Below are 24,138 nucleotides of genomic sequence, written 5' to 3'. Positions count from 1 at the left end.
ATGCGTACCCGTAATCTGGAATTGACTGTCGGCGTATTTATTCTGGCCGGTGTGCTGGCGCTGGCAGTGCTGGCGCTGCGTGTGGCCGGGTTGACGCCAGGCAGCGCCAGCAGCACCTACAGCGTGCATGCCTACTTCGACAATGTGGCCGGCCTGACGCCGCGCGCCAAAGTCACCATGTCCGGTGTGACCATTGGTCAGGTCACCGCGATCGAGTTTGACAAGAATCGCTACAGTGCGCGGGTCGACATGGCTATTTACAGTGACGTCGACACGCTGCCTGCCGATAGCACGGCTTCCATCCTGACCGCCGGTCTGCTGGGAGAGAAGTACGTTGGTATCTCGGTGGGGGGTGAAGATGACCTGTTGGTTGATGGCAGCGAAATCTACGACACCCAGTCGGCATTGGTGCTTGAGGAACTGATCGGCCGGTTCCTGCTCAATACGGTAAGCAAGGAAGACTGATTCCGGTCAGCCACACAGGAGATACACGATGCGCCCACTGATTAATGCCCTTTTTGCTGTTGGCCTGCTGCTGCCTGCGCTGGCCTTTGCGTCTGCTACTCCGCAGCAGGTAGTGGAAGACACCTCGCACAAGGTTATGGACGTGCTCGACGCCAACCGTGAAACCTATCGCAATGATGTTGAAGCCTTTACCCAGGGCCTTAACGAAGTGCTGGAACCGGTTGTCGACTTTGACGGTATCGCTCGCAGCGTGATGACGGTGCGCTACAGTCGTGGTGCCACAGACGAGCAAATGCAGCGCTTTATCGAAACCTTCAAGCGCAGCATGGTGCAGTTCTACGGCAACGCCCTGCTTGACTTCAAGAGTGGGGAAATCACGGTATTGCCGGCCAATAATCGCGAACCGCGCCCGGATCGGGCCAGCGTAGACATGCAGGTCAAGGCCAACGATGGTCAGGTCTACACAGCCACCTACACCATGACGGACATCAATGGCCAGTGGAAAGTGCGCAATGTCATTGTGGAGGGGATCAACATCGGTCTGTTGTTCCGGGATCAATTCGCTCAGGCAATGAAGACACACAATAACGACCTCAATGCGGTTATCGATAACTGGGGCTCGGTAGTGGCCAAGTCGCGCGACGTTGCCTCGCAAGAGGTTCAGCAGTGAGTGACGCCAGCGTTCAGACCGATGCCCAGGGCGTTGTTCGTGTCGCCGGGGTGATTGACTTTGAATCTGCTTCAGCGCTCCGGGCAAGGCTGGAGGAGATCGCAGGGCAGGAGCAGGGGCCGCTGGTGCTCGATATGTCTGACGTGACACAGGCCAACAGTGTTGGCCTGTCGTTGATTTTGCGGATAGCCGACTGCTGTCAGCAGCAGGGTCGTCAGCTTCAGCTACGCCAGGTTCCTGCGGGCCTGCAAAGCATCGCCCGGGTCTGTGGGCTGGATGACTGGCTGGTCGGAGTAGAACGGGCGCAAGCCAACTAGAGTTCAGGTGTTCCGCTACGGCGAGGCGCCGCAAGGAGTAATCAGCAATGCAATCGAATGAAGTAAAGGCGCTGATCGAATCCAGCCTGGCTGATGCCCGGGTTGAGGTCGAGGGCGAGGGCTGCAACTTTCAGCTCAACGTGATCAGCGACACCCTGGCAGCACTGTCGCCGGTCAAGCGTCAGCAGCAGATATATAGCCTGCTCAATGACTATATTGCCGACGGTCGTATCCACGCCGTTACCATGAAGTTTTACACCCAGGAGGCCTGGGCGTCGCGCGCCTGAGGTCTGGAGTACGTACCGCGTATGGACAAACTGATCATCACCGGCGGCAATCGCCTGGATGGGGAAATCCGGATTTCCGGGGCCAAGAACTCGGCCCTGCCGATCCTCGCCGCCACGCTGCTGGCGGATGAACCTGTCACCATTTCCAACTTGCCGCACCTGCACGATATCACCACGATGATCGAGCTGTTCGGCCGCATGGGTGTGCTGCCTGTCATCGACGAGCGCCTGGGTGTTGAAGTCGATCCTACCCGCATTACCTCACTGGTGGCGCCCTATGAGCTGGTCAAGACCATGCGTGCGTCGATTCTGGTTCTCGGCCCGATGGTAGCCCACTTCGGCAAGGCTGAAGTGGCGCTGCCCGGCGGCTGCGCCATTGGTTCGCGTCCGGTTGACCTGCATATTCGTGGTCTGGAAGCGATGGGCGCAACGATCATCGTTGAAGATGGTTATATCAAGGCAACAGCGCCGGAAGGTGGCCTGCGTGGCGCTCACTTCCTGTTTGATACCGTGACCGTGACCGGTACCGAGAACATCCTGATGGCGGCGACCCTGGCCAAGGGCAAGACCGTCATCGAAAACGCCGCGCGCGAGCCTGAAGTGGTGGACCTGGCCGAGTGCCTGATCGCCATGGGTGCGCAGATCACCGGTCATGGCACCGATACCATCATCGTTCACGGTGTTGAGCGTCTGCACGGTGCGCGTTACTCGGTCATGCCTGATCGCATCGAAACGGGTACTTTCCTGGTAGCCGCCGCCGCTACTCGTGGCCGGGTCAAGCTGAAGGACACCGACGCGTCGATTCTTGAATCGGTGCTGCTCAAGCTGGAAGAGGCGGGCGCCCACATCGATACTGGCAAGAACTGGATCGAGCTGGACATGAAGGGTAATCGTCCGCGCGCGGTCAACTTGAAGACGGCTCCGTATCCGGCGTTCCCGACCGACATGCAGGCGCAGTTCGTGGCCATGAACACCGTTGCTGAAGGCACCGGTACCGTGATCGAGACCATTTTCGAGAACCGCTTCATGCACGTTCAGGAAATGAACCGCATGGGGGCGCGTATTCTGGTTGAGGGCAACACTGCCATCGTGACCGGCGTCGAGCGCCTGAAAGCGGCACCGGTCATGGCGACCGACCTGCGCGCCTCGGCCAGCTTGGTGATCGCAGGCCTGGTTGCCGATGGTGACACCCTGGTTGATCGCATCTACCACATTGATCGCGGTTACGAATGCATTGAAGAGAAGCTGCAAGCCCTGGGCGGTATCATTCGCCGGGTCCCAGCCTGATAGAGAGTTTTCATGAGCCAGAGTCTGACCATTGCCCTGTCCAAGGGGCGCATTCTCGACGACACCCTGCCGCTGCTGAAAGAGGCGGGCATCGAGCCGACCGAGGATCTGGAGAAAAGCCGTAAGCTGATTTTTCCGACCACTGATCCGAATGTGCGCCTGCTGATTGTGCGCGCGACGGATGTGCCGACCTACGTTGAGCACGGTGCTGCTGACCTGGGCGTGGCCGGCAAAGACGTGCTGATGGAGTACGGCAGCCAGGGGCTCTACGAGCCGCTGGATCTGAAAATTGCCGTCTGCAAGCTGATGACTGCTGGTCCGGTTGATGCACCGGAGCCGACAGGTCGGCTGAAGGTCGCGACCAAGTTCGTCAATGTCGCCCGGCGTTACTACGCCGAGCAGGGCCGTCAGGTTGACGTCATCAAACTGTACGGCTCCATGGAGTTGGCGCCGCTGGTTGGTCTGGCTGACAAGATCATCGATGTGGTCGACACCGGGAATACGCTCAAGGCCAATGGTCTGGAGCCGCAGGAACTGATCGCTCACATCAGTTCACGCTTGATCGTCAACAAGGCTTCGATGAAGATGAAACATGCCCGCATCAAGCGACTGATTGATCAACTGGCCGAGGCGGTAGAGCGTCGCAACGCCTGACCCCATTTCACTTAACCCGTTTCCTGAACCGCTGAAGGTATCGCTATGAGTACGCCGCTGAAAATCGCCCGTCTGAACGCCAATCAGAGCGATTTTGCCCAGCACCTGGATGCACTGCTGGCCTGGGAAGGTGTCTCGGACAAGGCGGTCAACGACCGGGTTGAAGAAATCATTGCTGCAGTGCGCTCCAGTGGCGATGCAGCGCTGGTGGAATACACCGAGCGTTTTGACGGCTTGTCGGTTGCCGGCATGGCTGATCTGACATTGGACCGTGCGCGCCTGGAGCTGGCGCTTGAGCGCATTACGCCTGAACAGCGCACCGCGCTGGAAGTGGCCGCTGAGCGTGTGCGCAGCTATCACGAACACCAGCGTCAGGACTCCTGGCGCTATACCGAAGCCGACGGCACCGTGCTCGGTCAGAAGATCACCCCGCTGGACCGTGTCGGTCTTTATGTGCCGGGTGGCAAGGCGTCGTATCCGTCTTCGGTACTGATGAACGCCATTCCGGCCAAGGTTGCTGGTGTGCCGGAAGTGGTGATGGTCGTGCCGACCCCGCGTGGCGAAATCAATGAGTTGGTGCTGGCGGCGGCCTGTCTTGCTGGTGTTGATCACGTGTTCACTATTGGCGGTGCGCAGGCCGTCGCGGCGCTGGCGTATGGCACCGAGACTGTACCGCAGGTCGACAAGATCGTCGGCCCCGGCAATATCTATGTGGCCACCGCCAAGCGCGCCGTGTTTGGTCAGGTCGGTATCGACATGATTGCTGGACCGTCTGAAATTCTGGTGGTCTGCGACGGTCAGACCGACCCGGACTGGATCGCCATGGACCTGTTCTCGCAGGCTGAGCACGACGAAGACGCTCAGTCCATTCTGCTGTCGCCGGACGCTGCCTTCCTGGATGCCGTGGAGGCCAGCCTGAATCGCCTTCTCGGTGAGCTGGAGCGTGATGCCATCGTGCGCGTTTCACTGGAAAATCGCGGTGCGCTGATCAAGGTTGATGATCTTCAGCAGGCCTGTGAGCTGGCCAATCGCATTGCTCCGGAGCACCTTGAGCTGTCGGTTGCTGATCCTGATGCGCTGCTGCCGAAGATTCGCCACGCTGGCGCGATCTTTATGGGGCGCTTCACCCCTGAGGCGCTGGGCGACTACTGTGCTGGCCCCAATCACGTGCTGCCGACCTCCGGCACTGCACGTTTCTCCTCGCCGCTGGGGGTCTATGACTTCCAGAAACGTTCGTCGATCATCTTCTGCTCGCCGGACGGTGCCTCGGAGCTGGGCAAAACAGCCTCCGTGCTGGCCCGTGGCGAAAGCCTGACAGCGCACGCACGTAGCGCGGAATACCGCATTAAGAACTAGCTGTTAGCTTCAAGCTGCAAGCGACAAGCCGAGCGATGCAGGCTTGGCTCGCGAGGTCTGGCTTGAAGCTTTCAGCTTGCCGCTTGAAGCTCAATTGAGGATTGCCCGTGAGTCGTTTCTGGAGCCCCTTCGTCAAGGACCTGGTGCCGTACGTGCCGGGAGAGCAGCCCAAGGTTGAAAACCTGGTCAAGCTCAACACCAATGAAAACCCCTATGGCCCGTCGCCGCTGGTAGTCGATGCCATTCAGGCTGAGCTGAACGACAGTCTGCGCCTGTACCCAGCGCCGAATGCCGACGCGCTGAAAGACGAGATCGCCCGCTACTACGGGGTTCAGCAGTCCCAGGTGTTTGTTGGTAATGGTTCGGATGAGGTGCTGGCGCATATCTTTCATGGGTTGTTTCAGCACGGCAAGCCAGTGCTGTTCCCGGACATTACCTACAGCTTCTATCCGGTCTATTGCGGGTTGTACGGTATCGAGGCGGCACCGCAGCCGTTGCGTGATGATTTCACGATCGACACCGCGGATTACGCCAAGCCCAACGGCGGCATCATCTTCCCCAACCCGAACGCGCCGACCGGTGTCGGTCTGCCGCTGGCGGGCATCGAAGCCATTCTCGCAGCCAATCCGGACTCGGTCGTGGTGGTTGATGAGGCATACGTTGACTTCGGTGGCGAGACGGCGATTGCGCTGGTTGAGCGCTACCCGAATTTGCTGGTGACCCAGACGCTGTCCAAGTCGCGCTCGCTGGCTGGGCTGCGGGTCGGGCTGGCGGTCGGCCATGCTGACTTGATCGAGGCGCTGGAGCGGATCAAAAACAGCTTCAATTCCTACCCGCTGGACCGTCTGGCGATCGTCGGTGCGGTTGCAGCGTTCAAGGATCAGGGCTGGTTTGATCAGACCCGTCAGGCGGTCATTCGCAGTCGCGAGGCGTTGAGTGCTGCGCTCGGCGAGCGCGGTTTTGAAGTGCTGCCGTCACAGGCCAACTTCGTGTTTGCCCGTCATGGCAATCGCGATGCTGCCGGGCTGGCTCAGGGGTTGCGCGAGCATAAAGTGATCGTGCGTCACTTCAAACAGCCGCGGATTGATCAGTTCCTGCGTATTACCATCGGCACAGAAGCACAGAACGCCGCACTGCTGGCGGCGTTGGACACCCTGCTTTAAGTCCGGAACGACGGGCGGACCCCAACCTCAGCCTTGAAGCTTGCGGGTTCGCCGTTGCGCAATACATCCAGTCTGATGCTATCGCCGGGCTTGGCCCGCGCCACCTGATTCATCGCCTGACGGCCGCTGTTGGCGGGTACACCGTCGATTTTCAGAATGACGTCACCTGGCAGAAGGCCCGCATTCCAGGCTGGTCCGTTGCGATACAGACTGGCCACGACGATGCCCTGACTGACGTCCAGCCCGAACGATTCGGCCAGCTCCGGAGTCAGTGGTTGCACCTCAACCCCCAGCCAGCCGCGAATGACATGGCCGTGCTGAATGATTGCCTGCATGACTTCGACCGCCAGCCGAACCGGAATGGCAAAACCGATACCTTGCGCTGCACCGGATTGGGAAAAGATCGCCGTATTGATGCCGATCAGATTGCCTTCGGCGTCCACCAGCGCGCCGCCGGAGTTGCCCTGGTTGATGGCTGCATCGGTCTGGATGAAGTCTTCGTAGGTGTTGAGTCCCAGCTGGTTGCGGCCGGTGGCGCTGATGATGCCCATGGTGACGGTCTGGCCGAGGCCGAACGGGTTGCCGATGGCCATGACCACGTCACCAATGCGTTGCTCGTCACGGGAGTCGATGGTGATGGCTGGCAGGTTGGGCAGGTCGATCTTGAGCACGGCCAGATCGGTTTCCGGATCGGTGCCGATCAGGGTGGCCAGCGCTTCACGGCCATCCTTGAGTGCCACCAGAATTTCATCGGCACCGGCGATTACATGGTTATTGGTCAGCAGATAGCCGTCAGAGTTGAGAATCACGGCAGACCCGAGACTGGACTGGCGACGCGCTGGTGCGGGCAGGCTGTCGGCGTAGTCGCGCAGCGAGCCGTCGGCACCGGGCTCGACTGCCTTGCTGGTATAGATGTTGGCGACGGCAGGGGCGGCACGTTCCACGCCGCGGCTGTAGGACACCAGCCCCATGTTGGAGCGTGGCTCGGAGACTTCGCGCAGGACAATATCGTGGGCAGGCAGTCCAATCCATTGGGGGAACTGCTGAATGATCAGCAGAGCCAGCAGGATGCCGCAAACAACCGGCCATCCCATCGCGCGTGACAGTTCTTTCATCAAAAACCTACCCGTCTTCTGTGCTGGCCGTTGCCGACCGGTGTGAGCGGCATTATACGGGCTTGCAGCGGATTCTGCAGGGCATTGGTGACATCCTTGTAACCGTTCGGCGGAGGCCGGACAATGGCGACTTTTCCAGCTGACCCCACCGGAGGCACCATGGTCGATCGCGACGCGCTGGTACGTTACTGCAACGAGCTGCTCGACAGCGGCAGTTTCCAGGATTATTGCCCCAACGGTTTGCAGGTTGAGGGCTGCAGCGAGATTCGCCGCATCGTCAGCGGTGTTACCGCCAGTCAGGCGCTGGTCGATGCCGCCATCGCCGCCCAGGCTGACCTGTTGCTGGTGCACCACGGTTATTTCTGGCGTGGCGAGTCCGCTGCCGTGGTTGGCGTCAAGCAGCGCAGGTTGAAAGCCCTGCTGCAGAACGACATCAACCTAGTGGCCTACCACCTGCCGCTGGATGTGCACGCTGAGTTGGGCAACAACGTGCAGCTGGCGAGGTTGATGGGCTGGCAGATCAGCGGTGGACTTGAGCCGAACAACCCCCGTTCGGTGGGGCTGACCGGCGAGCTGGCGGCACCGTGCTCGGGCGAGGAACTGGCGGCGCTGCTAGGCGCGCGGCTCCAGCGTGAGCCGCTGTTTGTTGCCGGTCATGACCGTCCGGTTAAGCGTATTGCCTGGTGTACGGGTGCGGCGCAGGGCTATATCGACAAGGCCATCACACTGGGCGTGGATGCCTTCATCACCGGCGAAGTCTCCGAGCCAACGGTACACGCCGCGCGGGAAAACGGCATTCATTTCTACGCCGCCGGCCACCACGCTACCGAACGCTATGGCGCCAAGGCGCTGGGAGAGCATCTGGCCGCAACCTTCGGTCTGGAGCACCAGTTTATCGATGTTGATAATCCGGTGTAGGCAGCGCGAAGCGCGTAGCGCTGAGCTACAAGCTTCAAGCCGCAAGCTTCAAGCAAAACCCTCACGGTCGCGTAGCGCTGGGTTTCGGTTGTGGAGGGGCGAGGGTGAAAAGAACTTCAGGAAGCGCTGGACGACCCAGTCGCGGCACTCACCCTGATTACGCTTGCCGCTTGCCGCTTGCCGCTTGCCGCTTGCCGCTTGCCGCTTGCCGCTTGCCGCTGCTTTTTTCATATCCATATAGCCGAAGGTTCTTGATGGGCTGCTTATTATAAGAAACACCCTTTGATACAATGCCCGCCAGTCGAATCGGGCCATGCGGCCGCTAGCCATTCAACGTGAGTACACCATGCTGGAAAAACTGACCCATCTGAAGCAACTGGAAGCGGAAAGCATCCACATCATTCGTGAAGTGGCTGCCGAGTTCCAGAACCCGGTCATGCTCTATTCGATCGGTAAAGACTCCGCCGTGATGCTGCATCTGGCGCGCAAGGCCTTTTACCCGGGCCGTCTGCCGTTCCCGGTTCTGCACGTGGACACCGGCTGGAAATTCCAGGCGATGTACGAGTTCCGCGAGAAGATGGTCAAGGAGATGGATCTCGACCTGCTGGTACACCAGAACCCGGAAGGTATCGCCCAGGGCGTTAACCCGTTCACCCACGGCAGCGCGGTGCACACTGACGTCATGAAGACCCAGGGCCTGAAGCAGGCGCTGGACAAATATGGCTTCGACGCAGCCTTCGGTGGCGCGCGCCGGGACGAAGAGAAGTCCCGTGCCAAGGAGCGTGTCTACTCCTTCCGCGACAAGCACCACCGCTGGGATCCGAAGAATCAGCGTCCAGAACTGTGGAATATCTATAACGGCAAGGTGCACAAGGGCGAAAGCATCCGCGTGTTCCCGCTGTCCAACTGGACCGAGCTGGACATCTGGCAATACATCTATCTGGAAAGCATTCCGATTGTGCCGCTGTACTTCGCCGCCGAACGTCCGGTTGTTGAGTACAACGGCTCGTTGATCATGGTTGACGACGACCGCATGCCGCTGGACGGCAAGACGCCGGAAATGAAAATGGTTCGCTTCCGTACGCTGGGCTGCTACCCGCTGACTGGGGCGGTAGAGTCCAGCGCCGCCTCGCTGCCGGAAATCATTCAGGAAATGCTGCTGACCAAGACCTCCGAGCGTCAGGGCCGCGTTATTGACCATGACTCCGCCGGCTCCATGGAAGAGAAGAAGCGTCAGGGTTATTTCTAGAGCCGCAAGCTTCAAGCGGCAAGCGGCAAGCCGGGCTGAGTCGCTTTGGAGGGCTGCTTGAGTAGGCAACATGGAGGTTGCTGATGGATTTTGAACGGCTTGAAGTGTGGCAGCGTGGAAAGGCGTTGTCTGTTGCCATGTACAGGGCGCTGCAAACTGCCCCGATTACGGGTTTCGTAACCAGCTGACACGGGCCGCGCTGTCTATTCCCAGTAACATTGCCGAGGGGATGGAGCGTGGAGGCTACGCCGATAAGCGGTATTTTCTCAGCGTAGCCAAAGGCTCATGCGCTGAGGTGCGAACCCAGTTGATGGTGGGGCAGGAGATAGAGTTTCTGGAATTGACACTGGCCACACACTGGATCAGTGAGACCCGCGAGCTGTCGCGAATGCTGACAGGCTTGATTAACCGAATTACCGAATAGCTGCAGGGGCCGCTTGTCGCTTGCAGCTTGCAGCTTGGAGCTTTGATAGATGTCGCATCAATCCGATCTGATCAGCCAGGACATCCTGGCCTACCTGAGCCAGCACGAACGCAAGGAACTGCTGCGCTTTCTGACCTGCGGTAACGTCGACGACGGCAAGAGCACCCTGATTGGGCGTCTGCTGCACGACTCCAAGATGATCTATGAAGATCACATGGAAGCCATTACCCGCGACTCCAAGAAGTCCGGCACCACTGGCGAAGAAGTGGATCTGGCGCTGCTGGTTGACGGTCTGCAGGCCGAGCGCGAGCAGGGCATCACCATCGACGTTGCCTATCGCTACTTCTCTACCGCCAAGCGCAAGTTCATCATCGCCGACACCCCCGGCCATGAGCAGTACACTCGCAACATGGCGACTGGCGCCTCTACCTGTGATCTGGCGATCATCCTGATTGACGCCCGCTACGGCGTGCAGACCCAGACCAAGCGTCACAGCTTCATTGCCTCGCTGCTGGGCATCAAGCACATCGTCGTCGCGGTCAACAAGATGGACCTGATGGACTTCGATCAGACCGTCTACGACAAGATCCGCGAAGACTACCTGCAGTTCGCCGCCGGTTTGGAGCTGCTCGACGGCGATAAGGTGCAGTTCGTGCCGATGTCCGCGCTCAAGGGCGACAACGTGGTAAATCGCAGCGAGCGCAGCCCGTGGTACACCGGCCCGTCGCTGATGGAGATTCTCGAGACCGTCGAGATCGCCAGCGACCGCAACACCACTGACCTGCGTTTCCCGGTGCAGCTGGTAACCCGTCCTAACCTGAACTTCCGTGGCTTCGCCGGTACCGTCGCTTCTGGTGTCGTACGCAAGGGCGACGAGCTGACCGTGCTGCCGTCCGGCAAGGGCAGTCGTGTGAAGTCCATCGTGACCTTCGATGGTGAGCTGGAAGAGGCTGGTCCGGGCCAGGCCGTTACCCTGACACTGGAAGACGAAATCGACATCTCCCGTGGTGACATGCTGTGCCACGCCGACAACCTGCCACTGATCGGTGATCAGTTCGAAGCGACACTGGTATGGATGGCCGAGCAACCGATGCAGCCTGGCCGCAAGTACGACATCAAGCGTGCCACCAGCTACAGCCCTGCGTCCTTTACCCGTATTCAGCACCGTATCGACGTCAACACGCTGGAGCAGCAGCCTGCTGCCCAGCTGGCGCTGAACGAGATTGGCCGGGTGCAGGTAGCGCTTGAGCGCCCGATTGCCTTTGACGACTATCAGAGTAACCACACCTCGGGTGCCTTTATCGTCATTGATCGCATGACCAACGGCACTGTGGGTGCCGGCATGATCGTTGCCAAGGCGCAGGATGGTCAGAACACCACAGGTGGTCATCACGGCCGTCTGGCGCACGTGACAGCGACCGAACGTGCCGAGCGCTTCGGTCAGGAGCCGGTCACCATTCTGTTTACCGGGCTGTCTGGCTCAGGCAAGAGCTCCATCGCCTACGCGCTGGAGCGTAAGCTGTTTGATGGTGGTCGTGCCTGCTACGTGCTGGACGGCAAGGTCTTGCGTCAGGACCTGAGCAAAGGCCTGGCGATGGACGCTGCCGGCCGTGCTGAGAACCTGCACAAGGGCGCGCGCATTGCTCGCCAGATGAACGAGGCTGGTCTGATTGCGATTGGTGCCTTCGTTGCACCGACCGAAGAAAGCCGCGCTACTGCGCGTCATATCCTCGGCGACCGTTGCCTGCTGGTGCATCTGAACACCCCGCTGGACGTCTGCCAGCAGCGTGACCCGTCCGGTATCTACGCGGCCAACGTCGAAGGCACCATCCCTGGTGTGTCGTTCCCGTATGAAGCGCCGACCGATGCTGATCTGGTCCTCAATACCGCCGAGCTGGATCTGGAAGGCTGTGTTGAGCAGGTGGTTGGCCTGCTGCGCGAGCGCAAGCTGATCTGATCAACAGCGAAAAAGGGCAGAGTATGACGCCAGCGGATATCGACTTCATGCGGCTGGCGCTAGCCGAAGCCCGGCTGGCCGCCGAACGGGGAGAAGTCCCGGTCGGTGCCGTGCTGGTGCAGGATGGGCAGGTGATTGGCCGGGGCTTCAACCAACCGATCACCAGTCTTGACCCCAGTGCGCACGCTGAAATGGTCGCGATTCGCCAGGCCGCAACGGCCCTGCAGAATTACCGCCTGCCCGGCACCACTCTCTACGTCACCCTCGAACCCTGCACCATGTGCTCCGGCCTGTTGATTCACAGTCGTATCGCACGTCTGGTCTACGGCGCCAGTGAGCCGCGTGCCGGCGCCGTCGCCAGCCGTAGCCAAGTGCTGGATCAACCGTGGATGAACCATCGCATGCAGGTTGAGGGTGGGGTGTTGGCTGAGGAGTGTGGGGCGTTGTTGTCGGCGTTTTTTAGGGACAGGCGTAAGGCGTAGCCTTAAGCTTCAAGCAAAACCCGTGCGGTCTTGAATCGCGCGGTTTTTTTATGGTTCTTTGCGGCGTGGCGGTGCGCGCGAGGTGTTTCATCCCATTCGTCGGCGACCTCCCTGTAGGGCGGACAAAGCAAAGGCGTGTGTGAATGCCGCGGAGACGCTTCGCTTACTCCGCCCTGCGGGTTGACGCTGTGTCGCGGTGTTGTAGGGCGGAGTAAGCCAACGGCGTCTCCGCCAAAGCGGCACCAGGCTATGACCACCCACTTCCCAGCGGAGGTGGTTTTGCTTTTAGCTTGTGGCTTGCCGCTTATAGCTTGCCGCTGTGTAGCGCTGCGCTACACCCCATCCGGCAACTGCTCGAGAATCCCCGGTGCGTGATATTGCTCGGCGGGTTGCTGGCGGGATTCGGACTGCGGTTGGGTGACCCATTGCAGGATGTCGTAGTAGCGACGGATGTTCTGCACGTAGTGCACCGGTTCAGAGCCGCGGGCGTAGCCGTAACGTGTCTTGCTGTACCACTGTTTTTTCTGCAGCAGTGGCAGAAAGTCCTTCACATCAATCCAGCGATTGGGATCTCTGCCGCCGTCGGCGGTCAGCTTGCGGGCGTCGTCCAGATGGCCGAGGCCAACGTTGTAGGCCGCCAATGCAAACCAGGTGCGATCCGGTTCTGGAATGTCGGCCGGAATCTGGTCGCGCACCCAGATCAGGTAGCGGGCACCACCGTTGATGCTCTGTTGCGGGTCGACCCGGTTGGTCACGCCGACAAATTTGGCAGTCGGCAGGGTCAGCATCATCAGGCCTCGTACACCGGTTGCTGACCGTGCGTCCGGGTCCCAGAGTGACTCCTGGTAGCTCATGGCTGCCAAGAGCCGCCAGTCCAGCCCGTTCTGATCGCCGGCCTGGCGCAGGAAGGTCTCGTAGCGCGGCAGACGGGTCTGCATATGGGTGGCAAAGGCGCGGGCGCCAACGTAATCGAGTACGTCCGAGTGGCCGTAGAAGCGCTCGATCAGTTGATCCAGCGTGCCGTCGTCCTTGATCTGGGCGAAGAAGCTATTGACCGCGTCGAGCAGGGTAGTGTCGGCGTACTCGCGCAGCGCCCAGGCCATTGGCTGGCTGTCGCTCAGGTCGAAGGCGACGCTGACTGCCGGGTAGAACGCCTGATTGACCACCAGTTCGTTGGAGTAGACCACGGCGCTGTCGATCTCGCCGTCGTTGACCATGCGCAGCAGGTCGACCACTTCAACGCTGTCGGACTCCTCGAAGTTCAGCTCCGGGTGGGTCGCCTGCAGCGCCCGCAACTGGTCTGCCAGCGTACTGCCCTTGAGGACCATCAGGCGTTTGTCGTACAGCTCTTCGATGCTGCGTGGTTTGCGGCTACCGCGGCGATAGACCACTTGGGGAATGACGTCGAGATAGGGGGTTGCGAAGCGAATTTGTTCGCTGCGGGCCGGGTTGACCGTCAGCCCGGCTGCGGCCAACGCCGGGCCATCAGCGTTGCTCAGCTGCTGGTACAGGCTGTCGACCGTATCAGCGGCCTGCATGTCCAGCGATACGCCGAGGCTGTCAGCAAAACGCTTGGCCAGCTCGTACTCCAGGCCGGTGTCACCGTTGCGATCCTGATAGAAGGTGGTTGGCGTATTGCGGGTAATCACCCGCAGCGAGCCTGCCTCCTGAATCTGCTCCAGTTGACTGCTTTGCTCACAGGCGGCCAACAGAACAGCGCAGAGCGCGATGGCCAGAGCCTTGAAGCGAATGGGGCGAAGGGCTGGTCGATGCATGGCGCCAGTATAGGCAAAAGTGCGGTGCGGCAATAGTCGTCAACGTAATCGGCACAGCTGATCGGCTGACTGTGCTCGGCATGGCTCCAGCGCCCCGCTTGGGGTATCCTATGCGCCTCTTTTTTCCCACTGTTCGCATCTCCGAGGCCGATACCGACATGCATATCCTGCGTGGAGCCCCAGCCCTTTCCGATTTTCGTCGTACCAAGTTGCTCGCCAAGCTGCAAAGCCGCCTTGCCGGAGTAACCGGGGTGTACGCCGAGTTCATGCATTTCGCCGAGCTGAGCGCTGATCTGGACGAGCAATCTGCACAGGTGCTTGACCGCCTGCTGCGCTATGGTCCGTCTGTTCCGGTTGAAGAGCCGGCTGGCGAACTGGTGCTAGTGGTGCCGCGTTTCGGCACTATTTCGCCGTGGTCCAGCAAGGCGACCGACATCGCCCGTAACTGTGGCCTGGCTCAGGTGTTGCGTTTGGAGCGCGGTATTGCCTACTACGTCAGCGGCACGCTGTCCGCCGACGATCGCGCGACGCTGAAAGCCGAGCTGCACGACCGCATGACCGAACTGGCGCTGGATGACCTAGAGGCCGCGGCAGCGCTATTTGCCCACACCGAGCCCAAGCCGTTCCAGCGCGTCGACATTCTCGCCGGTGGCCGTGACGCTCTGGTTGAAGCCAACAGCAGCCTAGGTCTGGCGCTTGCCGAAGACGAGATCGACTATCTGGTCGATAGCTTCACCGGCCTTGGTCGCAACCCGAGCGATGTTGAGCTGATGATGTTCGCCCAGGCCAACTCCGAGCATTGTCGTCACAAGATCTTCAATGCCAGCTGGGATATCGACGGTCAGGCGCAGGACAAGAGCCTGTTCGGCATGATCAAGAACACCTATCAGATGCACAGCGAAGGTGTGCTGTCTGCCTATAAAGACAACGCGGCGGTGATCGAAGGCTTCACCGCAGGCCGTTTCTTCCCGGTACCGGGCAGCAACGAGTACCGCGCCCATGAAGAGCCGGTACACATCCTGATGAAGGTGGAAACCCACAACCACCCGACCGCGATTGCCCCGTTCCCGGGCGCGTCTACCGGTTCCGGCGGCGAGATTCGTGACGAAGGCGCGACCGGTATCGGTGGCAAGCCGAAAGCCGGCCTAACCGGTTTTACCGTATCCAACCTGCGTATCCCGGGCTTCGTTCAGCCTTGGGAAGAAGACAACGGCAAGCCCTCGCGTATCGTCACTCCGCTGCAGATCATGATCGAGGGCCCGCTCGGCGGCGCCGCGTTCAACAACGAATTCGGTCGCCCAAACCTGAACGGCTACTTCCGTACCTTCGAGACCACCATCGACTCGCCCCGTGGCCCGGAAACCCGTGGCTACCACAAGCCGATCATGATCGCCGGCGGCATGGGCAACATTCGTGCAACCCACGTCGAGAAGTCCGATATCCCGGTTGGCGCCAAGCTGATCGTGCTCGGTGGCCCGGCGATGCTGATCGGCCTGGGCGGCGGTGCGGCGTCTTCCATGGCTACCGGTGCCAGTGCCGAGGATCTGGATTTTGCCTCCGTGCAGCGTGAAAACCCGGAGATGGAGCGTCGCTGTCAGGAGGTCATCGACCGTTGCTGGCAGCTGGGCGACAAGAACCCGATTGCCTTTATCCACGACGTAGGCGCGGGCGGCCTGTCCAACGCCTTCCCGGAACTGGTCAACGACGGTGGCCGCGGCGGTCGCTTCGAACTACGTAACGTGCCGAACGACGAGCCGGGCATGAGCCCGCTGGAAATCTGGTCCAATGAGTCTCAGGAGCGCTACGTGATGGCTGTGCCGAACGCCGATTACGAGCGTTTCGAAGCCATCTGTCAGCGTGAGCGTTGCCCCTTTGCCGTTGTTGGCGAAGCGACTGAAGAGCAACTGTTGCTGCTCAACGATACTCACTTCGACAACCAGCCGGTTGATATGCCGCTCTCGGTTCTGCTCGGCAAACCGCCGCGCATGCACCGCAGCGTCGAGCGTGAAGCCGAGCAGGGCGACGAATTCAGCACCAACGAGCTGAATCTGAGCGATGCTGCCGAACGCGTGCTGCGCCTGCCGGCGGTTGCCAGCAAGCAGTTCCTGATCACCATCGGCGACCGCAGCATTACCGGTATGGTCACCCGTGACCAGATGGTCGGTCCGTGGCAGGTTCCGGTGGCTGACTGCGCTGTCACTTCCACCAGCTTCGACGTCAACACCGGTGAGGCCATGGCCATGGGTGAGCGCACGCCGCTGGCGCTGCTCAACGCTCCGGCCTCCGGCCGCATGGCGGTTGCCGAAACCGTTACCAACCTGGCTGCGGCCCGTATCGACGAGCTGTCCGACATCAAACTGTCGGCCAACTGGATGTCCGCTGCCGGTCACCCGGGTGAAGATGCGCGCCTGTACGACACCGTCAAGGCGGTCGGCATGGAACTGTGCCCCGAGCTGGGTATCACCATTCCGGTCGGCAAGGATTCCATGTCTATGAAGACGCGCTGGGATGAAGCCGGTCAGGAGAAGTCGGTCACCTCGCCGCTGTCGCTGATCGTCACCGGTTTTGCGCCGGTACAGGACGTGCGCGCGACCCTGACGCCGCAACTGCGTCTGGATCACGGTGCGACCGACCTGATCTTGATCGATCTGGGTCGTGGCCAGAACCGTCTGGGCGGCTCGGCGCTGGCGCAGGTCTACAACAAGATCGGCCAGCAAGTGCCAGATCTGGACGACGCAGAAGACCTCAAGGCCTTTTTCGCCGTGATTCAGGGGCTGAACCAGGACGAACTGCTGCTGGCCTACCACGATCGCTCCGACGGTGGCCTGTTCACCACCCTGACCGAGATGGCCTTCGCTGCCCGCTGCGGTCTGAACATCAACCTCGACGTGCTGGCGCAGGACGCCGGTGCGCTGGCTGAGGTGCTGTTCAACGAAGAGCTGGGTGCGGTCATTCAGGTATCGCAGGACGATACCGAAGAAGTGCTGGCGCAATTGTCTGCCGCCGGGCTGGGTGACTGCAGCGCGGTGATCGGTCAGCCGAGTAGCGAGCAGAGTATCCGCTTCGAGTTCAACGGCAAGCCGGTGCTGGAAAACACCCGCGCGGTCTGGCAACAGGCCTGGAGCGAAACCAGCTGGCAGATTCAGCGCCTGCGTGACAACGCCGAGTGCGCGGATCAGGAGTTCGAGAATATCGCCGACGACGCCAACCCGGGTCTGCACGCGCTGCTCAGTTTTGATATCAACGAAGACGTTGCTGCACCCGCCATCAGCAAGGGCGCTCGCCCGCGCGTTGCCATTCTGCGCGAGCAGGGTGTCAATGGTCAGGTCGAGATGGCTGCTGCGTTCAATCGCGCCGGTTTCAGCGCGGTCGACGTGCACATGAGCGACATTCTCAGCGGTCGTGTTGACCTGACCGATTTCCGCGGCCTGGTTGCCTGCGGCGGTTTCTCCTACGGCGACGTCCTCGGCGCCGGCGAGGGCTGGGCCAAGTCGATTCTGTTTAACAGCATCGCCCGCGAAGCCTTCAGCGCATTCTTCGCCCGCCCCGATACCTTTGCCCTTGGCGTGTGCAACGGCTGCCAGATGCTCTCCAACCTGCGTGAGCTGATCCCGGGCAGCGACCACTGGCCGCGCTTTGTGCGTAACCGTTCCGAGCAGTTTGAAGCGCGTGTCGCCATGGTCGAAGTCCAGCCCTCGCCGTCGATCTTCCTCAACGGCATGGTCGGCAGCCGCCTGCCGATTGCCATCGCCCACGGTGAAGGCCACGCCGAGTTCGCCAACAGCGCCGCCGTTGACGCCTGTGAGGCTGCCAACGCCGTTGCCCTGCGCTACGTCGACAACCGTGGTCGAATGACTGAACGTTACCCGGCCAACCCCAACGGCTCGCCGCGCGGTATCACCGGCCTGACCACCCGCGACGGTCGCGTCACCATCATGATGCCGCACCCAGAGCGCGTATTCCGCGCCGTGCAGAACTCCTGGCATCCGGATGACTGGAGCGAGGACGGCGGCTGGATGCGCATGTTCCGCAACGCCCGCGCCTGGATCGGTTAATCGCCAGCGCAGTAAACAACAACCCCGGCCACGCGCCGGGGTTGTTGTTTGTGGTGAGCGTCAGGCTGCCCCTCCTAGCCTAATGGGCTAGATACACCCGCAAAACCTTGACCTAAAACGTGTGTATAGATCTGCGTAGTCCTGACATCGGCGTGGCCAAGCAGAGTCTGCACAGTACGGATATCACTGCCGCGACGCAGCAGTTCAGTAGCAAAGGTATGACGAAAGGTATGGCAGCCGGCAGTTTTGCCAATGCTGGCCGCGCGTACAGCGACCTTTACCGCGCGTTGCACGCTGTTGCCGTCCCGAACCGTGATGATCTGCCGATCAAAGTCCAGATCCTTGATACGTAGACGTGTGGTATCAACCACCCTCAAACCTGAGCCATACATTAGTGAGGACATCAGCTGATACGGCTGCGTCAAGCGCACTATGATGCTCATGGCCTCGGTATCTGTCAGTACCACCGGCAGCCTGGGAGGTCGCTTGACGCGCACGGTTTCACCAATATCGCCCAAAGGCTGTTCCAGGACGCGTGAATACAGAAAGACGATGGCATTGAGCGCAAGGTTTTGTGTCGCCGCTGCGACCTGCCTATCCGTCGCCAACCAGCTTAAAAACGCATTCACCTCCTGAGGCCCAAGTTCCAAGGGATGGCGCATCTGGTGAAAGCGTATAAAGTAGCGAATCCAGTACTAATAGCTTTTTTCGGTGCGAATACTGTAATGGTTGACGCGAATTACCGCGCGGAACTGCTCGCGTAGCCGAGGCTTGATCGGGATGCTGTCCATGGTGTCTCCTGAGTACTGTATGAATGAACAGTGGAAATAGGGGCGTGAAGTCTCGAAGTCAAGCGAATACGGAATCAAAAAGCCATAGGATATTTAGGTGTTTGTTTTTTATGGGTTTTTTGCCTTTTCGTATGATGTAAAACCGACGTTATACTGAAAGCGCGGTTATGTATTAGCGCTGCGCGCTATCTAATCACTGTTAGATTTCAGTGTTAATTATCAAGGTATCTGCATGATATTTGAAATGAGAACTTATACGATAAAAATTGGGCGGTTAAATAACTATATCAATCACTTTGAAAAAATTGGAATGCCTATCATATCGAAATATGCTACTTTGGTTGGTTATTGGCATACTGAAATAGGTGAGCTTAATCAGGTAATTCATATTTGGTCATATAACGACTTGAATGAAAGGGCTCAAAAAAGAGATGAGCTATATAAAGATGCTGAATGGTTATCTGAGTTTATTCCTGAGGCAATGAATATGCTAGAAAAGCAAGAGTCTAAGATATTATCTGCTTCTAATTTTTCTCCTATTAAGTAAAGCTAAAGCTTGCAGGTATAAATGTAACAAGCTGTTCAACAGGACAAAAACAGCTGGCTATCTCGCTTCGCTCGATTTTAGCCCGCAATTTTTAGCCTGTTAACAAGGGCGTTAACTGTACATACCTAATGAGCATCATCGCAGAGATAAAGAACAGGCTTGGGCAGTATCCGGACCTTCAATACACCGAAGAGTCGAGGCGCATTTCGGTTACGCCAGAAGGCGGATTTACGGTGTGGGCTGCTGATAATGGCGGCTCTTTTACGATCGGTTTTTGAAGGTTGGCACGAGGAGTTCGAGACGAAAGAAGAGGCACTCGACTGTTTCGCGTGGGGGCTGAGTGCCGATTGCAGGCTCATGATTGTTACCCGTGGCGGGAGGCCGCACAAATGGACAGTTCAGAGGCGGGAGTCCGGAGAGTGGTTCACGGACTCGACAACCGGACTGCTGTTTTTCCCCTACTGGTGCAAAAGAAAAGTCGATTACAAGCAAAATGCCGTCATCAACAGCTAACAAGGCGATGGTCCGGATGGCGTTATGTTAATGAGGAATAAGGATATCTTTCGTGGATTCTAGAATTTTAATGATTGCGGGATCATTTAGTTTTTTAGCAGCAGCCCTGCATGTCGGAGTTGTTATTGGCGGTCCAAGCTGGTATCGGTTTTTTGGGGCGGGGGAGTCAATGGCAAAAATGGCTGAGCAGCACTTACTGAAACCGACGGTTATAACACTTGGTATAGCTTCAGTTTTATTTGTCTGGGGTTGCTGTGCGTGGTCAGGGGCTGGTTTTTTGCCGAGCATGCCTTTTATTAAATTGGCTTTATCAGCAATCACGGCTATTTACTTGCTCCGTGGTTTGGTGGGGTTGATTGCTCCGTTTGTAACGAATCACCCACAAATAAGTCAAAACACTACGGCCTTTTGGGTTTGGAGTTCGGCTATTTGCGTGGTTATTGGTTTGTTTCATTTAATTGGTGTGGTTGCAACATGGCCAGCATTGTAAAAACACACAGCCGTTGCCATCAGTCGGGCCTGGGTAAGCTGTTGCCGTTTTATAAGGAAGGCGCAAAACTTCGCCACTTCACCCAAGGGCGTTAGGCACCGATGAAGCTAGACAGCTTGCCAATAGCCAGAAAGGCTCTCGCAGAGATCGAGGCGCGCTTTCCATGGTTGAAGCTGCTTGAGGATCGGGATGCTCCTGTGGAGCTGAGCGTTACGATTCCAGTTCAACCTGGAATCAAGCAAGAGATATGGCTTTGCCTTCAAAACTATGACGAACTGCATTTTTCGGTAGGCCACTTTTGTCTGGGGTGGTTTCCTTGTACAGATCCTGAACGCGTGAGCGAGTATGTGGATGCGGTTTGCGGCTTTATTGGCGGTGAGTCGAGGGTCATTGAACAATATCGTGGTGACCGATGCGTGAAAGCTCGGCTGCAAGCACCTGACCAGGGCAAATGGAAAACCATAGGCACGTGGACTCGGCTTTCTCTACCATTCCCTTGGCGCGTGACTTGGAACGAAGTGCGAAATGCCTAGCCAGCGGCAGCACGGTGACTGCTTCTACACCGCTCCGCGGCTACAAATCGGCACGTGTGTCGAGCATCATGTCCGAAGAGAAACCATATCATGAACACTCTGCAGCGAAGTAGTGAAGTAGACATTGTCAGAATGGCCGCGCTGATTGGTATATGCGTTGTTAATGTGCCCTTTATGGCGCTCCCAGTAGAGTCTGTGTTTATTCCGCCTGATGGTTTTTACGACAAAATTGCAGCCTTTCTGGTGGAAGGTTTTTTTCAGTTGAAGTTTTTTATCCTGTTTTCCTTCATTTTTGGTTGGGGGATGGCCGTTCAGTCAAGGTCTGCAGAGTCGAAAGGCCAGTCTTTTTCGAGGCGTTATTTTAGACGGCTGGCTGGGCTGGCTATTATCGGCGTCGGTCACGCGTTGTTGGTGTTTAGTGGCGATATTTTAGTGTTGTATGCGCTACTGGGCTTGTTTCTTTGGCTGATAAAAGATTATTCGCCTCGGAACTTAATGAAATTCGCAGCCTGGATGCTGCCGTTGAGTATGATTTTTCTCACAATCATTGCGGTGCTCATTGATGCCGTGATGACCGATGCGACTGTTTCAGTTGCCGCAGTGGGAGGCGCCACTCTGGGAGGTGGCTTTCTCGAGGCAACTGAGGCAAGGTTGTCGGACTGGCCTGTAACTCTCGGATTTTTAGTGCTCCTTCAAGGCCCGCTAGCTCTTGGTGCTTTTGCGGCGGGCCTGGCCGCAGCTAAAACAGATTTTTTCTCCCAAAAAAGCGAAGGGTTGAATTTGATTCAACAGCGCTTGCCTCTTTTAGTTATTGTTTCTTTACCTCTGAACGCTTTGTACGCTGCGGTTGTGGGCGGTCTCGTTCCGGGGCATTACGAAGTGCTGAATTGGCTTGGGTTTGTGTCAATAGCCATCGGTGCGCCTGCTCTTTCATTGATTTATTTGTATGTCTTCATTCGTCTTTCAAGAGCGGCTAAAGTGCCCCGTTTATTGGTCCTTGCCGGGCAAAATTCTCTGTCATCCTATGTTGCTCAAGGGGTGCTTGCTGGCTTCGTATTCGGTGCCTATGGTTTGGAGTTGTTTCACTCGTTCGGTCACGCGGCCTTGCTTCCGGTTTCTTTGGCAATCGCTCTTGCTGCCATGATGTTGGTCGGTGTTTTTGCCAAGATCTTCGGGCGCGGCCCATTGGAGCCGATTCTGCGCAAAATCAGTGGAAGTTAATCGTGGTATGGCAGATTTTCTGCGCTCGGATAAGGTGCTCGCGTCGCGCTCAGGTGAGCGATGAGCAGTGCATTGCAATGCAATCGAAGCACAGCAAGATTCGGGTCGGCAGTCGTCGTTCCTGCTCCTAACATAGCCTCTGTTCGGGCCTGTGCCCTTTTTTGATGAGCAGAGCCAGGAGGCATGTTCGATGACTATACTTGCTAACAAAGTTGCTATCGTTACCGGTGCCAGTACCGGTATTGGCTACGCAACAGCGAAGCTATTTGCAAGAGAAGGCGCTGCCGTCGTGTTGGCAGCAAGACGGCAAAAGGAGCTCGCTGACCTGGCGGACTCGATCAATGCGCAAGGCGGGCAGGCACTGGCACTCGCAGGCGACGTTGGTGATGAGGCTTTTGCCAAAACGTTGGTGGATGAGGCGATCAGTCGCTTTGGCGGATTGGATATCGCGTTCAACAATGCAGCTATCCTCGGTGCTATGGGGCCTGTCCCGGACATGTCGAGAACAGAATGGGATCAGGTTATTGCGACGAACCTGACCAGCGCCTTTTTGGGCGCAAAGTACCAACTTCCCGCCATGGCTGCCCGAAGAGGAGGTTCGTTGATCTTTACCTCTACCTTCGTTGGTTACACTTCAGGAATGCCGGGCATGGCAGCCTATGCAGCCAGTAAGGCTGGCCTTATTGGCTTGACCCAAGTGCTCGCGTCAGAGCACGGACCTCAGAATATCCGGGTCAACGCCCTTCTTCCCGGCGGTACTGATACGCCAGCGGGGCGCGAATTTGCCAGTACGCCAGAAGCATTGGCGTTGGTGCACAACCTGCATGCGCTCAAGCGTATGGCGACACCAAATGAAATCGCCCAGTCCGCATTGTACCTGGCATCCGATGCGTCCAGTTTTACGACTGGTTCTGCGATGCTGGTCGATGGTGGTGTATCCATAAATCGTGTCTGAGAGGCGGCGCCATGTCAGACTATGAGCGAATCGCAAGCGCTATGGACTATCTGGTTGATCGGGCAATGGATCAGCCCAGCCTGGAACAGATCGCTGCCCATGTGCATTTGAGTCCGTACCACTTTCAGCGGCTTTTTTGCCGCTGGGCGGGTACCACGCCGAAGCGCTTTCTACAGGTCCTGACATTGGAACGGGGCAAAGTGCTGCTGGAGAATTCTCATTCCTTGCTCGAGGTCTCACATGAGCTCGGGTTAAGTGGCAGCTCTAGATTGCATGATCACTTTGTGCAGCTGGAGGCCGTCACACCCGGTGAGTATAAAAGTCGAGGTAAACAGGTTCACATTGAGTACGGTGTGCACTCCACCCCGCTGGGGCCTATGTTTGTTGCGGTCACCCGGCGTGGTGTTTGCCAGGTCGAGTTCATGGACTTCAACAGCTTGGAAGAGTTGCTGGAAAACTTGCAAACGGCTTGGCCGCTCGGCTCGATCAGTGAGAGCCTTCTATCTACGCGCTATGTTATTGATGCATTTTTTAATAGTGATACTGCCTCCAAGCATGGCCCTCTATCGCTCCATGTGACAGGAACTAACTTTCAAGTCGCTGTGTGGCGAGCTCTACTGAAAATCCCGTCGGGCGCGGTGGCCAGCTATAGCCAAGTCGCGAAGGCTTTAGGCGCCCCCAAAGCTGCGAGGGCGGTTGGTAACGCCATCGGCGCAAATCCCGTCGCTCTATTGATTCCCTGTCACCGGGTTATACAGCAGAGTGGCGCACTCGGGGGATACCGCTGGGGACCAGCGAAGAAGCTCATGGTGCAAACCTGGGAAAAAATGCGGGATAAACCAGTGGCGCTATAACAATGCTATGCGGCGGGCGCTGGATTTCCGTTCCTTCGGCCTATGAGGAAGAAAATGGTA

At 58.2% G+C, this 24,138-nt stretch carries 22 protein-coding genes and 1 pseudogene; 19 read left to right on the top strand and 4 right to left on the bottom strand.

Annotated elements, in window-relative coordinates; translation table 11 throughout:
• From mlaD to hisC, 8 genes are all read left to right on the top strand, one after another.
• On the top strand, positions 1 to 465 hold the full coding sequence (gene mlaD / locus C1949_RS17690) for an outer membrane lipid asymmetry maintenance protein MlaD (RefSeq protein ID WP_104739744.1): 465 nt from the start codon (positions 1 to 3) through the stop codon (positions 463 to 465).
• A 28-nt stretch (positions 466 to 493) separates the two neighbouring features.
• Positions 494 to 1,135 (top strand): MlaC/ttg2D family ABC transporter substrate-binding protein, encoded by a 642-nt coding sequence (locus tag C1949_RS17685; protein WP_104739743.1) that lies wholly within the window; start codon positions 494 to 496, stop codon positions 1,133 to 1,135.
• A complete protein-coding gene (locus tag C1949_RS17680) occupies positions 1,132 to 1,452 on the top strand; it encodes an STAS domain-containing protein (protein ID WP_170063112.1) in 321 nt (106 codons plus the stop codon). Before C1949_RS17685 ends, C1949_RS17680 begins: the two co-directional genes overlap by 4 nt.
• Positions 1,453 to 1,499: 47 nt before the next feature.
• Positions 1,500 to 1,739 (top strand): BolA family protein, encoded by a 240-nt coding sequence (locus tag C1949_RS17675; RefSeq protein WP_104739741.1) that lies wholly within the window; start codon positions 1,500 to 1,502, stop codon positions 1,737 to 1,739.
• Positions 1,740 to 1,760: 21 nt separating this feature from the next.
• Positions 1,761 to 3,026 (top strand): UDP-N-acetylglucosamine 1-carboxyvinyltransferase, encoded by a 1,266-nt coding sequence (gene murA, locus C1949_RS17670; RefSeq protein WP_104739740.1) that lies wholly within the window; start codon positions 1,761 to 1,763, stop codon positions 3,024 to 3,026.
• Between the two features lie 12 nt (positions 3,027 to 3,038).
• Positions 3,039 to 3,680 carry an ATP phosphoribosyltransferase gene (gene hisG, locus C1949_RS17665; RefSeq protein WP_104739739.1) on the top strand — a complete coding sequence of 214 codons (642 nt, stop codon included), beginning with the start codon at positions 3,039 to 3,041 and terminating at the stop codon, positions 3,678 to 3,680.
• Positions 3,681 to 3,725: 45 nt separating this feature from the next.
• Positions 3,726 to 5,036 carry a histidinol dehydrogenase gene (hisD, locus tag C1949_RS17660; protein WP_104739738.1) on the top strand — a complete coding sequence of 437 codons (1,311 nt, stop codon included), beginning with the start codon at positions 3,726 to 3,728 and terminating at the stop codon, positions 5,034 to 5,036.
• A 107-nt stretch (positions 5,037 to 5,143) separates the two neighbouring features.
• Positions 5,144 to 6,199 carry a histidinol-phosphate transaminase gene (gene hisC / locus C1949_RS17655; RefSeq protein WP_104739737.1) on the top strand — a complete coding sequence of 352 codons (1,056 nt, stop codon included), beginning with the start codon at positions 5,144 to 5,146 and terminating at the stop codon, positions 6,197 to 6,199.
• Here hisC and C1949_RS17650 read toward each other — a convergent pair.
• Positions 6,196 to 7,314 (bottom strand): S1C family serine protease, encoded by a 1,119-nt coding sequence (locus tag C1949_RS17650; RefSeq protein ID WP_104739736.1) that lies wholly within the window; start codon positions 7,312 to 7,314, stop codon positions 6,196 to 6,198. The genes hisC and C1949_RS17650 overlap by 4 nt on opposite strands.
• 159 nt (positions 7,315 to 7,473) lie before the next feature.
• Here C1949_RS17650 and C1949_RS17645 point away from each other — a divergent pair, with 159 nt between their 5' ends.
• On the top strand, positions 7,474 to 8,232 hold the full coding sequence (locus C1949_RS17645; protein WP_104739735.1) for a Nif3-like dinuclear metal center hexameric protein: 759 nt from the start codon (positions 7,474 to 7,476) through the stop codon (positions 8,230 to 8,232).
• A 48-nt stretch (positions 8,233 to 8,280) separates the two neighbouring features.
• On the opposite strand, the gene C1949_RS19565 is transcribed toward C1949_RS17645, so the two are convergent.
• On the bottom strand, positions 8,281 to 8,469 hold the full coding sequence (locus C1949_RS19565; protein ID WP_211287205.1) for a hypothetical protein: 189 nt from the start codon (positions 8,467 to 8,469) through the stop codon (positions 8,281 to 8,283).
• Positions 8,470 to 8,578: 109 nt separating this feature from the next.
• Here C1949_RS19565 and cysD point away from each other — a divergent pair, with 109 nt between their 5' ends.
• The 4 genes from cysD to tadA all read left to right on the top strand — a co-directional run bounded on the left by cysD (position 8,579) and on the right by tadA (position 12,344).
• Positions 8,579 to 9,481, top strand: a complete 903-nt coding sequence (gene cysD, locus C1949_RS17635; protein WP_104739734.1) for a sulfate adenylyltransferase subunit CysD — start codon at positions 8,579 to 8,581, stop codon at positions 9,479 to 9,481.
• A 106-nt stretch (positions 9,482 to 9,587) separates the two neighbouring features.
• Positions 9,588 to 9,905, top strand: coding sequence for a four helix bundle protein (locus C1949_RS17630; protein WP_308421305.1), 318 nt, complete (start codon positions 9,588 to 9,590; stop codon positions 9,903 to 9,905).
• Between the two features lie 49 nt (positions 9,906 to 9,954).
• Positions 9,955 to 11,862: a sulfate adenylyltransferase subunit CysN gene (gene cysN, locus C1949_RS17625; RefSeq protein ID WP_104739733.1), complete on the top strand. Its 1,908-nt coding sequence runs from the start codon at positions 9,955 to 9,957 to the stop codon at positions 11,860 to 11,862.
• Positions 11,863 to 11,885: 23 nt separating this feature from the next.
• A complete protein-coding gene (gene tadA / locus C1949_RS17620) occupies positions 11,886 to 12,344 on the top strand; it encodes a tRNA adenosine(34) deaminase TadA (RefSeq protein ID WP_104739732.1) in 459 nt (152 codons plus the stop codon).
• 332 nt (positions 12,345 to 12,676) lie between these two features.
• Here the strand turns inward: tadA and mltF are convergent, their stop codons facing one another.
• The gene (gene mltF, locus C1949_RS17615) at positions 12,677 to 14,119 is read right to left on the bottom strand and encodes a membrane-bound lytic murein transglycosylase MltF (RefSeq protein ID WP_104739731.1); all 1,443 of its coding nucleotides are present in this window, start codon (positions 14,117 to 14,119) and stop codon (positions 12,677 to 12,679) included.
• A 158-nt stretch (positions 14,120 to 14,277) separates the two neighbouring features.
• Here mltF and purL point away from each other — a divergent pair, with 158 nt between their 5' ends.
• Positions 14,278 to 18,174, top strand: coding sequence for a phosphoribosylformylglycinamidine synthase (purL, locus tag C1949_RS17610; RefSeq protein WP_104739754.1), 3,897 nt, complete (start codon positions 14,278 to 14,280; stop codon positions 18,172 to 18,174).
• A gap of 74 nt (positions 18,175 to 18,248) precedes the next feature.
• Here the strand turns inward: purL and C1949_RS17605 are convergent.
• A pseudogene (locus C1949_RS17605) lies at positions 18,249 to 18,965 on the bottom strand (phage integrase N-terminal SAM-like domain-containing protein).
• Positions 18,966 to 19,197: 232 nt separating this feature from the next.
• On the opposite strand from C1949_RS17605, the gene C1949_RS17600 reads away from it, so the two are divergent.
• The 5 genes from C1949_RS17600 to C1949_RS17575 all read left to right on the top strand — a co-directional run bounded on the left by C1949_RS17600 (position 19,198) and on the right by C1949_RS17575 (position 24,078).
• Positions 19,198 to 19,512: an NIPSNAP family protein gene (locus C1949_RS17600; RefSeq protein WP_104739730.1), complete on the top strand. Its 315-nt coding sequence runs from the start codon at positions 19,198 to 19,200 to the stop codon at positions 19,510 to 19,512.
• A gap of 565 nt (positions 19,513 to 20,077) precedes the next feature.
• Positions 20,078 to 20,515 carry a hypothetical protein gene (locus C1949_RS17590; protein WP_229744418.1) on the top strand — a complete coding sequence of 146 codons (438 nt, stop codon included), beginning with the start codon at positions 20,078 to 20,080 and terminating at the stop codon, positions 20,513 to 20,515.
• A gap of 623 nt (positions 20,516 to 21,138) precedes the next feature.
• Positions 21,139 to 22,269, top strand: coding sequence for a DUF418 domain-containing protein (locus tag C1949_RS17585; RefSeq protein ID WP_104739727.1), 1,131 nt, complete (start codon positions 21,139 to 21,141; stop codon positions 22,267 to 22,269).
• Positions 22,270 to 22,459: 190 nt separating this feature from the next.
• A complete protein-coding gene (locus tag C1949_RS17580) occupies positions 22,460 to 23,224 on the top strand; it encodes an SDR family oxidoreductase (protein ID WP_104739726.1) in 765 nt (254 codons plus the stop codon).
• 11 nt (positions 23,225 to 23,235) lie between these two features.
• Positions 23,236 to 24,078, top strand: a complete 843-nt coding sequence (locus tag C1949_RS17575) for a bifunctional transcriptional activator/DNA repair enzyme AdaA (RefSeq protein WP_104739725.1) — start codon at positions 23,236 to 23,238, stop codon at positions 24,076 to 24,078.
• Positions 24,079 to 24,138 lie beyond the last annotated feature (60 nt).

This window comes from Halopseudomonas oceani (genome assembly GCF_002903165.1).
GTDB lineage: Bacteria > Pseudomonadota > Gammaproteobacteria > Pseudomonadales > Pseudomonadaceae > Halopseudomonas > Halopseudomonas oceani.
This window is presented reverse-complemented; position numbering and strand designations above follow the sequence as displayed.

Coding starts and splice junctions, on each gene's coding strand:
- mlaD (WP_104739744.1), top strand. CDS start 1: ATGCGTACCCGTAATCTGGAATTGACTGTCGGCGTATTTATTCTGGCC.
- hisD (WP_104739738.1), top strand. CDS start 3,726: ATGAGTACGCCGCTGAAAATCGCCCGTCTGAACGCCAATCAGAGCGAT.
- C1949_RS17675 (WP_104739741.1), top strand. CDS start 1,500: ATGCAATCGAATGAAGTAAAGGCGCTGATCGAATCCAGCCTGGCTGAT.
- C1949_RS17645 (WP_104739735.1), top strand. CDS start 7,474: ATGGTCGATCGCGACGCGCTGGTACGTTACTGCAACGAGCTGCTCGAC.
- C1949_RS17580 (WP_104739726.1), top strand. CDS start 22,460: ATGACTATACTTGCTAACAAAGTTGCTATCGTTACCGGTGCCAGTACC.
- C1949_RS17685 (WP_104739743.1), top strand. CDS start 494: ATGCGCCCACTGATTAATGCCCTTTTTGCTGTTGGCCTGCTGCTGCCT.
- murA (WP_104739740.1), top strand. CDS start 1,761: ATGGACAAACTGATCATCACCGGCGGCAATCGCCTGGATGGGGAAATC.
- mltF (WP_104739731.1), bottom strand. CDS start 14,119: ATGCATCGACCAGCCCTTCGCCCCATTCGCTTCAAGGCTCTGGCCATC.
- C1949_RS17650 (WP_104739736.1), bottom strand. CDS start 7,314: ATGAAAGAACTGTCACGCGCGATGGGATGGCCGGTTGTTTGCGGCATC.
- C1949_RS17600 (WP_104739730.1), top strand. CDS start 19,198: ATGATATTTGAAATGAGAACTTATACGATAAAAATTGGGCGGTTAAAT.
- cysN (WP_104739733.1), top strand. CDS start 9,955: ATGTCGCATCAATCCGATCTGATCAGCCAGGACATCCTGGCCTACCTG.
- C1949_RS17575 (WP_104739725.1), top strand. CDS start 23,236: ATGTCAGACTATGAGCGAATCGCAAGCGCTATGGACTATCTGGTTGAT.
- C1949_RS19565 (WP_211287205.1), bottom strand. CDS start 8,469: ATGGATATGAAAAAAGCAGCGGCAAGCGGCAAGCGGCAAGCGGCAAGC.
- hisG (WP_104739739.1), top strand. CDS start 3,039: ATGAGCCAGAGTCTGACCATTGCCCTGTCCAAGGGGCGCATTCTCGAC.
- tadA (WP_104739732.1), top strand. CDS start 11,886: ATGACGCCAGCGGATATCGACTTCATGCGGCTGGCGCTAGCCGAAGCC.
- C1949_RS17585 (WP_104739727.1), top strand. CDS start 21,139: ATGAACACTCTGCAGCGAAGTAGTGAAGTAGACATTGTCAGAATGGCC.
- cysD (WP_104739734.1), top strand. CDS start 8,579: ATGCTGGAAAAACTGACCCATCTGAAGCAACTGGAAGCGGAAAGCATC.
- purL (WP_104739754.1), top strand. CDS start 14,278: ATGCATATCCTGCGTGGAGCCCCAGCCCTTTCCGATTTTCGTCGTACC.